The organism is Bacteroides sp. L008 (genome assembly GCF_040812255.1).
Taxonomy (GTDB): domain Bacteria; phylum Bacteroidota; class Bacteroidia; order Bacteroidales; family Bacteroidaceae; genus Bacteroides; species Bacteroides vicugnae.
Window position 1 is genome coordinate 3,731,699 of sequence record NZ_JBFNXO010000001.1, and the last position, 12,297, is coordinate 3,743,995.

At 42.4% G+C, this 12,297-nt stretch carries 5 protein-coding genes and 1 tRNA gene; 2 read left to right on the plus strand and 4 right to left on the minus strand.

Going from position 1 to position 12,297, the window contains the following annotated elements; translation table 11 throughout:
• Positions 1–148 precede the first annotated feature (148 nt).
• Positions 149–220: transfer RNA gene (locus AB3G73_RS14970), tRNA-Arg, on the minus strand.
• Between the two features lie 203 nt (positions 221–423).
• Between AB3G73_RS14970 and AB3G73_RS14975 the strand changes: the two genes are divergently transcribed.
• Complete coding sequence (locus AB3G73_RS14975; RefSeq protein ID WP_217720947.1) at positions 424–2,274, plus strand: 2-oxoacid:acceptor oxidoreductase subunit alpha; 1,851 nt, start codon at positions 424–426, stop codon at positions 2,272–2,274.
• A 3-nt stretch (positions 2,275–2,277) separates the two neighbouring features.
• Positions 2,278–3,288 carry a 2-oxoacid:ferredoxin oxidoreductase subunit beta gene (locus AB3G73_RS14980; protein ID WP_148365601.1) on the plus strand — a complete coding sequence of 337 codons (1,011 nt, stop codon included), beginning with the start codon at positions 2,278–2,280 and terminating at the stop codon, positions 3,286–3,288.
• Between the two features lie 104 nt (positions 3,289–3,392).
• Here the strand turns inward: AB3G73_RS14980 and AB3G73_RS14985 are convergent, their stop codons facing one another.
• The 3 genes from AB3G73_RS14985 to AB3G73_RS14995 all read right to left on the minus strand — a co-directional run bounded on the left by AB3G73_RS14985 (position 3,393) and on the right by AB3G73_RS14995 (position 12,278).
• Positions 3,393–5,393 (minus strand): RagB/SusD family nutrient uptake outer membrane protein, encoded by a 2,001-nt coding sequence (locus tag AB3G73_RS14985; protein ID WP_217720946.1) that lies wholly within the window; start codon positions 5,391–5,393, stop codon positions 3,393–3,395.
• Positions 5,394–5,404: 11 nt separating this feature from the next.
• Entirely contained in the window at positions 5,405–8,671 is a 3,267-nt protein-coding gene (locus tag AB3G73_RS14990) for a TonB-dependent receptor (protein WP_217720945.1), read from the minus strand.
• Between the two features lie 1,153 nt (positions 8,672–9,824).
• A complete protein-coding gene (locus tag AB3G73_RS14995; protein ID WP_322019545.1) occupies positions 9,825–12,278 on the minus strand; it encodes a glycoside hydrolase family 3 C-terminal domain-containing protein in 2,454 nt (817 codons plus the stop codon).
• Positions 12,279–12,297 lie beyond the last annotated feature (19 nt).

A 12,297-nucleotide genomic window follows, 5' to 3' on the forward strand; every position in this document is an offset into this window, starting at 1 on the left:
TCCGAACAATTCGGTAGAGGCTTTTTCTATTGATTATTAAAACAAATAGAAGCTATAAGACGTTCATCTTAAAAGAAGCCATTGTTAAACTTAAAACCAGATACAGCATGAAAGCAAACCAAAACAACTTCTCACAGATTCTCCGTAGTAGCCCCGAGGGGAATCGAACCCCTATCTAAAGTTTAGGAAACTTCTATTCTATCCGTTGAACTACAAGGCCGCTTCAAATTTGCTTGCAAAGATAACGGTTTCTGTCGATTTAACAAGAATAAAAATACAGGTTCCTTTCAGATATTTCAAATAATTGGCGTCAATAGGACAATAAAGTTCGATTTATTTTGATAATTCGATTAACTTTCCGACCTTTGCGCTCACAAATTGAAAGTAAAATCAGTTTTTAAATTAAATATAGTAATTAAAGTTATGGCAGACGAAATGATGGTTAAAGAATTGGAGGAAGTAGTAGTACGTTTCTCCGGCGACTCCGGCGACGGTATGCAGCTGGCCGGCAACATCTTCTCGAACGTGTCGGCTACGGTAGGAAATGACATCTGTACATTCCCCGACTACCCGGCAGACATCCGCGCCCCGCAAGGTTCACTGACCGGTGTTTCCGGTTTTCAGGTCCACATCGGTGCCGGACAGGTTTACACTCCCGGAGACCGTTGCCACGTATTAGTGGCTATGAATCCTTCCGCACTGAAAACACAAATCAAATTCTGTAAACCGCAAGGACTTATCATTACCGACTCCGACTCATTCGAAGCCAGAGATTTGGAAAAAGCACAATTCAAGACTGACAATCCTTTTGAGGAATTAGGCATAAAACAGGAAGTGCTGGAAGTTCCCATCTCTTCCATGTGTAAAGAGAGCCTGAAAGACTCCGGACTAGACAATAAATCAGCACTCCGTTGTAAGAACATGTTCGCACTCGGACTGGTTTGCTGGTTGTTCAACCGCAACCTTGCCGCTGCTGAAAAAATGTTGCGTGAGAAATTCGCCAAGAAACCCGAAATTGCAGAAGCTAATATTAAGGTATTGAACGATGGTTTCAACTATGGTGCCAACACACATGCTTCTGTCTCTACTTATAAAATTGAAAGTAAAGCTCCGAAATCAAAAGGACTTTATACAGATATCAACGGAAATAAAGCAACGGCTTATGGCTTGATTGCTGCTGCCGAGAAAGCAGGTCTGGAACTCTACCTGGGTTCTTATCCTATCACTCCGGCCACTGATATTCTGCACGAATTAGCTAAACATAAATCACTGGGAGTAAAAACCGTACAGTGCGAAGATGAAATCGCAGGTTGTGCTTCTGCCGTTGGTGCCGCTTTTGCCGGTGCTTTGGCTGTAACGACTACTTCCGGCCCCGGTATTTGTTTGAAAAGTGAGGCTATGAACCTTGCTGTAATTGGCGAACTTCCATTGGTGATTGTGAATGTGCAACGTGGCGGTCCGTCAACAGGTTTGCCTACTAAATCAGAACAGACAGACTTATTGCAGGCACTTTACGGACGCAATGGTGAAAGTCCAATGCCGGTGATTGCCGCAACTTCACCGACAAACTGTTTCGATGCCGCATACATGGCATGTAAGATTGCTCTGGAACACATGACTCCGGTTGTACTGCTGACAGATGCTTTCGTTGCTAACGGCTCGGCTGCCTGGAAACTTCCTAACTTAAACGAATATCCTGCCATCAATCCTCCATACGTGACTCCGGACATGGCTGGTAACTGGACTCCATACCAACGCAATGAAGAAACCGGTGCACGCTACTGGGCGATTCCGGGAACTGAAGGATTCATGCACCGCATCGGTGGTCTTGAAAAGAGCAATGAAACAGGTGCGATCTCTACCGAACCTGAAAACCATAATAAGATGGTTCATCTCCGCCAAGCTAAAGTGGATAAGATTGCAGACTATATCCCCGAACTCGAAGTACTGGGTGATGAAGATGCAGATTTACTGATTGTTGGTTGGGGCGGCACGTATGGTCATCTCCGTCTGGCTATGGACTTTATGCGCGATCATGGAAAGAAAGTGGCTTTCGCACACTTCCAGTACATCAACCCGCTGCCAAAGAATACAGCCGATGTATTGCGTAAATACAAGAAGATCGTAGTAGCTGAACAGAATTTGGGACAATTCGCAGGTTTTTTACGGATGAAGATACCCGGATTGAACATCAGCCAGTTCAACCAAGTGAAAGGACAACCTTTCGTTACGAGAGAATTGATAGATGCATTCACTAAATTATTGGAGGAATAAAAGATGAGCGATAAAGTATATACCGTACAAGATTATAAATCAGGCCAACCTCGCTGGTGTCCGGGATGCGGTGACCACGCTTTCCTGAACTCACTGCACAAAGCTATGGCCGAATTGGGAGTAGCTCCGCACAATATTGCCGTCATTTCCGGTATCGGTTGTTCTTCCCGCCTGCCCTACTATGTAAATACGTATGGCTTCCACACGATTCACGGACGTGCCGCTGCTGTTGCAACAGGTGCAAAAGTGGCCAACCCTGATTTGACAATCTGGCAAATTTCCGGTGACGGTGACGGTCTGGCAATTGGTGGTAACCACTTCATCCACGCATTACGCCGTAACATCGATTTGAATATGATCCTGCTGAACAACCGTATCTACGGTTTGACAAAGGGACAATATTCACCGACTTCGGAACGTGGACTTGTTACGAAATCATCTCCTTACGGTACCGTAGAAGATCCATTCCATCCGGCAGAACTTGCTTTTGGTGCCCGTGGACATTTCTTTGCACGTTGTATTGCAGTAGACGGTGCCGCTTCTGTAGAGGTATTGAAAGCTGCTGCTAATCACAAAGGCGCCTCTGTTATAGAAGTTCTGCAAAACTGCGTGATCTTCAACGATGGCACTCATGCTTCTGTAGCCACCAAAGAAGGACGTGCCAAGAACGCTATCTATCTGGAACATGGCAAACCCATGTTGTTTGGTGAAAACAAGGAATTCGGATTGATGCAGGAAGGTTTCGGACTGAAAGTGGTGAAACTTGGTGAAAATGGTATCACAGAAAAAGATATTCTTATTCACGATGCCCACTGCCAAGATAATACGCTTCAGTTGAAACTAGCGTTAATGGAAGGTCCTGATTTCCCGATTGCACTCGGTGTGATCCGCGATGTAGATGCTCCAACCTACAATGATGCTGTAATTGGACAGATTGAAGAAATCAAAGGCAAGAAGAAATATCATAATTTCCAGGAATTGCTAATGACTAATGATACTTGGGAAGTGAAGTAATTCACCACTTCAATCCATAAAAGAATGAAAGGCGTAGAAAGAGAATTGATTCTCTTGTCTACGCCTTTCATTCTTTCTATCGTGTAACCTATAGTTATATCAACCTATTCGAGAGCAGTGCCACCCACTTTTTCCGGCCAATACGGATTCTGATAAATAACAGAATTATCTGTACTATTATCAGGAGACGCAAGTCTCATTTCATTAATAGCAACCGGACTCAAATAGTTGGCTTTAGCCCAAGAATATCCATCATATACCTGATTATTGATTCTCACCTTGCTAAAAGGACGAACATACTTGAATTCTCTGGAGGAAATATTAGAAGTAGCATCATCCGGATCATCTTTTAAAGTAACGTCTTCCGGAAGTTCATAAGTTTTATAAGCCTCTTCCCAAAAGTTATACCCTTCAGGAATAAACTTATTAGTAAGTATGCCATCCCAAGCTCTCCAACGCACCAGGTCATCCCAACGCATTCCTTCACCTATAAACTCGCAACGACGTTCTCGACGGATATTATATAAGGTAGCATCCACTTCATACGAACCGGGATGAGCGGCCAAATCTGTCTCCTTATTCATATCGGTATTGTCAATGGTTGTCTGGAAACTGCCTGTAATGCCTGCCCGATTGCGTACTGCATCCCAATAGCTTTTCGCTTTGCCATCTACCTTATTATTACGCAAATAGTAGGCTTCCAGATAATTCAGATAAGCTTCGACACCACGAAAGATAATGCACCCTGTAGTCGATTGCGACTGACCGGAAATAATCTGCTTATTATTATATGTCAAGCATTTCCGAATCCGATACCCTGTATTATCAGATGTTTGGGCTTCCAATGATATAATATTAGGCTGTTTGAATTCTTCAAGTGCAGGCTCTTCTGTCGAACTGGATGGAAGCAAATCCTTCTCGCCCAAAACAAACATTTGCAGACGCAGATCACGATTCTCTTTCACATCCATGATAGTTTTGTCACCTTTATATTCATTTCCTGCTGCATAATAGGGAAGTCCGTCTTCCATGACAAAACAATCTACAAAACTCTTCAGCATACCATTATTGCCTCCACTAAAAATATAAGCCGGTGTACCATGCGTGATTGACACGCCACTACCATTCATATATTGCTTCCAGAAAAGAACTTCGGAATAACTGCTCATATCTTCTTCCGCAAACATCTCGAAATACGGATTCCAGCCAACAATCCCCGATATGTTTTTCGGATTGGTCAGACCGGTATTATTGGTCAAAGTAATATCATCAGCCACCTGTTCCGCTGCTTTCATAGCCTCATCCAGAAAGAAATTGATTTCATTATCCATGTTCGTGGAGAAATCGGTATGTATTCTCTTACCCGGCCAGGTCGCATCCCCTGGCACACGCCCTGTCCCTTTATGATACTTTTCAAATGTAGCCTCATACAAAGCAACACGCGACTTTATTAATAACGCACAATTCTTTGTTAATCGTGTTTTGTTTCCTGAAATATCATCCACCATATATTTGGCGGCGGAATCGAGCTGATTGATGATAAAACGAGCTACGAGATTACGCGGCTGACGAACAGATTTCTCTATCAAAACAGACTGATCATCCGGCAAGACTTCGGTTATAATTGGAAAATCTCCGAATGATTTCAGCTTACTGTAATAAATCCATGCACGGATAAAGTACATTTCGCCGACATAGTGAAGAATCTGTTCACGATTGCCCTCAATCTTGCCCGCCTCGAATTTAGGAAGCACATTTTCGAAGAAATAATTGCAATAGCGGATTTGAGTAAAATCCCAGCCACCTCCAGTATTAGGAACACGCCACTGGTCTTTCTCAAAATAGGTAGAAGAATATCCTCCGGCTACCATATTATCTGTATTCTGGTCATTGTTCACTGTACCGACTCCATATCCACCATGCGTTGAAAAGATACTGTTGTACTGCGAGATACTATATGCAGCCAAGTGGTCCGTCGTATTGAAATACTCTTGCGGAGTCACCTGATCCAGAGGCGCCATATCCAGAAAATCATTACAAGATGTAAGCGACCACGTAGCTCCTGCCATCAAGATTGTTTGTAATATAATATGTTTCAGTTTCATAAGCCTTAAAATTAGAAGTTAACATTTAAACCTACCGAGATGGTGCGCTGCAACGGATAGAGTTTACCATTATTCGCATCATAAGTGCTTTCCAAAGCCTCCGGGTCGAAAATCTTGGACATATGAGAGAATGTCAACAGATTGTCACCCGACACATATACGCGAACTGAAGACATTCCAGCTTTATTCGTCCAGCTCTTAGGCAACGTGTAGCCAATCTGAACATTCTTAATACGGCAGTAAGCTGCATTCTGAATATAACGGCTCTGCACCGCCATATTTCTCGAATCACTTTTCAACACGCGTGGATAATAGGCATTTGTATTAGCACCCAACGGGTCACCCTCCGGGCGCCAGAAGTCCCAATGTTCCTTAAATCCGGTAGCCTGCCATTCGTCCACTCCATTGGCTCCCCAGAAATAGGGACCGCTCAACACATAATCGCGCTTGGCCACTCCTTGCAGAAATATACGGAAATCCACACCTTTCCATGCTGCATCCAACGTGATACCATATTTAAATCGAGGTGTATTATTGCCCAAAATCACACGGTCACCGGGTTTCTCTGTGGTATTATCACCTGTCGAGATCACTCCATCGCCGTCTACATCCTTATACATGATATCACCTGCTCCCCACTTGCTTCCCAAAGAAGACTGATCCACTTTGGCCAAGTGAGCATCCATCTCTTCCTGTGATTGTGCGATACCTACCGTTTCATATCCCCAGATTTCTCCTTTCATCATTCCCGGATAATATGCTTCGGAAAGTTTGTTGTTTTCATTCGGATAGCGAGTGATTTTCTGTTGGTCATCGGCTAACGTAAATTTGGCACCATAAGAGAAATCACCAATCATATCTCTCCACCCCAGTTCCAGCTCAAAACCATAGGATTTCATATCGGAATTGTTGATTTTCGGAGGAGTAGCACCCAGTACCGAAGACAATTCCGGAGCCGGGCCAATCATATCATACGTCCAACGCACAAAGTAGTCGAACGAACCGGTCAAGCGATTATTAAACAGCCCCCAGTCCAAACCGATATCCCAGGTTTCAATCGTTTCCCAAGTCTTCAAGCTGGAGACGATACCGGGTAGGCTTGCATAATTCGGTCTTTTTCCATTCACCAACCAGTTATAATCAGTGCCTTGTGGCATCGTCTGATAGAAAGGATACCATGCATCCTTAGTATCCGTATTACCCAACTGCCCCCATGAACCTCTTAATTTCAATACATCAATATGAGCTTTATCGGCTATATTCCTGAAGAAATCTTCACGTGCTATATTCCATCCGACTGACAATGACGGGAAAAATCCCCAACGCTTGTCATTAATGAAACGGGACGAACCGTCATAACGACCGTTCAACTCTATCAGATAGCGTTCTTTATAATTATAGTTGATACGCCCGAAGAATCCGGCTACCCCATTGTGTGCATATCCACCGGAAGTAGTAGGAGATTCCGTTGCTGTATTCAGTGTAGGCACAGAATTGGAGATCAGCGTATTCTTCTGCCCCGACAAACTTCTTGTCTTATACAACTCCGCATTAAAACCTGCCATCACTTTAAAGTAATGACCGCTTTCATATTGTTTAAAATAATCGGAATAGATATTCGTGCTGTAATAGTTCTCTTTATAATTATATTCGTTCACAACGGAACTGCCGGCTCCATAACTTCCCCATGGTATAGAATACGGATTACCGTCACCGTCATGAGAGAAGATAGGTAATACTTCCCAATGTTCATTTTTGTTTTCCGTTCTTAGAGCACCCTCGATATTAATTGTCCAGTTCTTGACCGGTTCAAACACAAACTGCAACTGTTGAGTATTCAAGTCTTTCTGGTTGGTTTGTCGGCCACCATCCTCCAATTCTGTAATTTCCACACCATTCATGGGATAGCCATTAGGATCGTAAGCCGGACAGGTGGGCCAGCGGCGAGCGATATTATGGAAGAATAGCCCGGTCAGATAAGAGGGTCGGTCAAAGTCCTCACGTGTCCATTTGGTAGAATAGTTCACTCGGAACCAATCTGTGATCTGCGCTGTAATGGTGCTGTTCATTGTATAACGTTGCAAATTATCTTCACCATGCCGCAACAGACCGTTCTGGTCCATAAAACTACCGCTCAATGAAAATTGGATTTTCTCATTACCTCCCGAAATACTTAGATTATGTTCTTGAGATGGCACCCAGTCATTGTAGAATTCTTTAAACCAATCCGTATTGGCATTCGCTCCGCCATAATTGTTCCAACGGTTATTATTCGTATTCAGTGTTGTGACGGATGTTATCTTTCCCTCCTGATAATCTTTTATTTTCTGTAACTGCTCGGATGAGAACGGAGCCTCACCGGATCTGCCCGCATTCTCTGCGGCACGATTAAAGTACTGTGCAAAAGTATATGAGTCCATCATTTCAGGCACTGATACCGCGTCGCTGAAACGGACATTTCCATTATAACTGACTCTGGCTTTACCCGCTTTCCCTTTCTTGGTCTGAATCAGAATAACACCAAAAGCAGCACGCGCTCCATAAATAGAGGCAGAAGCAGCGTCTTTCAAAACAGAAACCGTTTCTATATCATTCGGATTCAACGAATTAAGATTACCTTCGATACCGTCAATCAACACAAGTGGAGACGACCCGGAACCATCACCGATTGTTCCTGCACCACGAATATTAAAACTCATCGAACCATCCAAGGCTCCACCTTCACTTCCTACCGTGAAGTTCAAGCCTGGCACTGTACCCTGTAGGGCCTGCGCCACATTGGTTACAGGACGTGCAGCCAACACTTTCGCATCGACCATACCTACCGCACCGGTTACATTTACTTTTTTTTGTGTTCCGTAGCCTACAACGACTACTTCGTCGAGCTGTTCCGAATCTTCTTTCATAACGATATTAAGGGGTGTCCCATCAGCTTTCACGGTAATAGTTTTATAACCAATAAACGAAAGTGAGAGAACTGCTCCTTTGGGGGAATCGATAGAGAAGCGTCCGTTGAGATCAGTAACAGTACCTGTGGCAGTACCTTGCACCTTTACAGAGACTCCAATAAGAGGTTCTCCGTTTTCATCCACTACAACACCTGTGGTCTTTACTTTTTGCTGCTGTATATCAGCAGTTTCCTGTGTTTCATTAGTATTAGCTACTGCTTGCATAGGTTGTGTGCACCATAACAATAAAGTAGCAACTGCTGCCATTTTCAGGCAACGTGTTCCCCGTCCTTCCATAAAGGCCGGGCATCGGTTAGTTTTTCTTGTCATACTTTAATTTATTCAGTTAGACATTAGTAAGTTAGAATTTCTAAGGTTTTGTGGTGCCTTCATATATTATTTGACACCATGTTTCAGGCAATTTGTGTGTTTAGTTTTCCATAGGCTTTTCTATTTTTATCTTAGGTTAATATTTGCCAGAGTTCTTGACGAACTTGGTTTTACCTATGCTTGGAAATACAACTTGGAAGGACATTTTAGATAAAACAATCATCCATACACTCGCACAGTTTTGAGTTCGATACTATTTGTATGTAAATTGCTATATAATAAATACTTATTTTGGTACCGAAGGCAAGTTGATAAAACTGTTATCACATTTTTGTTGCCAGAAAGCACAACGATCCAACTATTTTATTTTAAAATATTTTAGTAGATTCACTTGCGTAATACTTTATTTTATTCTACTTTTGTTTTACTATAATGATATTCTGAACGATTATTTTGTTGTTATTAAGAATTAAAAATAATAAGGCATTCGTTTTCATATCAAAATAAAACCAAGTTCGTCAAGAACTCGGTTTTCATTTCTCTCTTTCTCTAATCGATATTGCAATATACACTACCCATTTCCTTTGACTAAATAACACCTATCTATCAATATCATTAACTTTATGGATAGAGAACTGATGATAAGAAGCTATTTTAACAGGTACTTATTTATAAATAAAAAATGGAGAAGAGTGGAGAAAAGGGTAGAAAACTGGAACCTGGTTCATAGTTATAAACTCAACACTAGATTTCTGAAAACGAATATACAACTATTAAGAAGCATTTAGAAGGTTCACAGGTTTCATTTTCAGTTTAACAACTATGAATCAACGTTTTACAGTGACATAAAGCACAAAATACAGAAGATATCATCTTTCACCATTAGGGTCTTTCATATAGATTAAGGACATATAGATCCAATATACAGGGCATATATACGCAATGTGTTGGATATATATATCCAACACATTGCGTATATATACTCTACAAATCAGGTATTAATATCCTAGGGATAGAGTATTAGTGCCTGATTACTTAGGTGCTAATTTCCGGTTGACGGCAGTTTTATTTGTTTTAAACCTGCGAACAGTTTGTTTCATGCCTCGAAACAGATTGTTTACCGGCATGAACAAGGCTTTTGATGCATCGGTAATTATAATTCAATCGCAGCCTTTAAAGGTAATTGATTGGAAGCCGGACCGACAAGAATCTCAAATACACCCTTTTCCACTACAAAGCGATGTTGATTCATATCGTAATAAGAAAATGCGTCTTCATTCAATACAATAGAAAGGCGTTGTGTCTCTCCTTTCTTCAAGAACACCTTATCATAGCCTTTCAGTTCTTTCAAAGGACGGGGAACGGAAGATTCTACATCATGCACATATACCTGGGCTATTTCCGAAGCATCCATTTTTCCTGTATTCTTTATATCAAAGCTAACCGTCACCTGATGTTCACCGGTTTTCTCCACAGCTAAATTACTATAAGCGAAAGTAGAATAAGACAACCCATAGCCAAATGGATAAAAAGGTTCTTTGCCCGAACGGTCATATCCCCGATAGCCAACAAAAACACCCTCTGAATAATCGACACGCTTAATTTCCGCTTTCAGATTCTCATAATAGCTGTCATGCACCGGATTATCTTCCCATTTCTTTTCGATAGAAATCGGCAACTTACCACTCGGAGAAATCTTTCCAGTCAATATTTCGGCTATTGCCTGTCCACCCTCCTGTCCGGGATACCATGCCATCAAAATCGCTTTTGCAGCCTCATGCCAAGAGGTAAAGTCAACTCCACCGCCAGCATTTAACACTACTACCAGATTCGGATGCAGAGAAGCTACTTTCTGAATGAATAATTCCTGATAATGTAACAAGCCAAACGGGCGATCGAACCCCTCTCCTTCTGTATTGCTATTGAAACCGGTACAGAATACAACGTTATCCACCTTTGCCAATCCTTGACGAAGTTTCTCTTCATTCAGCCTGGATGCTTTAAAACGGATAATTGCTGAAGAGATATTATCAAAAAACTCGATTCGGAAACTGTATTCTTTACCTGCCTCAACCGGCAGTTCCACTTCACGGCTTGAATATGAATGATTACCCCAATCGCCTGTAATATGCTTATCATTCACAAACAGGCGATAACCATCATCGCCACCAATGGATAGTTTTAATAATCCATCCTTTTGAGACATATAACTGGCTGTCCAACGGACAGAAAATCCATCTTCCGGAAAACCTTCCAGTGGTGCTCCATATTGCCAGTCATAATCAACTGATGCTTCTGTACGAGTGACCTCCGGTTGTCCCGAAAGCGTTTTATTCTTAAAATATTCGGCTTTAAATCCTTTCGTCTGCCGAGCGGCATCCGCATAAAATTCATGAAGAATATCCTCATAAATCACATCGTCCGTCAACTGAACGAGGTTCTTTTTTTTCAGTTTTCCCAGTCCCTCACTAACAGATACCGTAGAAAATGGAGTTACAAAACCACTTCCACCACCTGTAGGAATGCGGTCGGCATTGGGTCCCATCACAGCAGTCTTTCCTTTTAAGGGGAGTAGATTTCCTTCATTCTTCAGTAAGACTACACCTTCGCGTGCCAGTTCTAAAGCAGCCTGGCGGGAAAAAGGATTATCCTGCGCGATGTTACTGTCTTTCTGTTCCTTATCCAGCATGCCGTAAGCAATCAAGGTCTGCAAGATATGCTGCACTTTCAGATTGATGGTTTCTTCTGTCACCGTACCGTTTTTGATAGCAGGTATAAGATTGTCGACATTCATAAAACGTCCTTTCGGCATTTCAAGATCAAGTCCGGCATTAGCGGCTCCTACGGCAGAATATACGGAAGTCCAGTCCGACATTAAGATACCTTTAAATCCCCAGAGATTACGCAAGATATCAATATTCAACCATTTATGTTCGGTAGCATGGACACCGTTCAGAAGATTATAGCTGTTCATAACAGCACTCACATTCGCTTCCTGTACAGCTTTCCGAAAGGCCGGAAAATAAATCTCGTGCAAAGTACGTTCGTCTATGTCCGAACTGGCATGATGACGGCTCCATTCCTGATTATTAGCTGCAAAGTGCTTGATGGTGGCAATAACTCCTTCCGATTGCACGCCCAGGATATATTGTTTAGCCGTTTCACCCGTTAAATAAGGGTCTTCGCCAAAGTATTCAAAGTTACGTCCACACATAGGAGCGCGGTAGATATTTACTCCCGGCCCGAGCAGTATATTCACTCCTCTAGCTTTGGCATCCTGTCCCAATCCTTGCCCCAGTTGATAAAGCAGACTCCGGTTCCAGGTAGAAGCGGAAAGTATTCCAGAAGGATAGAGAGTGCTCTTGGGGGCATGATTACGAATTCCCTGCGGTCCGTCCGCCAGTTTTATTTCAGGAATTCCCAAACGGGGGATTGCACGAAGCGAGAAGCTGGTATATCCGGAGATATACTCTATTTTCTCTTGCAAAGTCATTTTAGATACAATTTCCCTGGCACGTTGTTCGGCTTGGGGAGTGATTGTCTGCGCACAGGTTAATATGCTCCATGCAAGCATACATAAACCTATGCCTCCTATTTTCTTTTTCATGGTGATTTTGTATTAATAT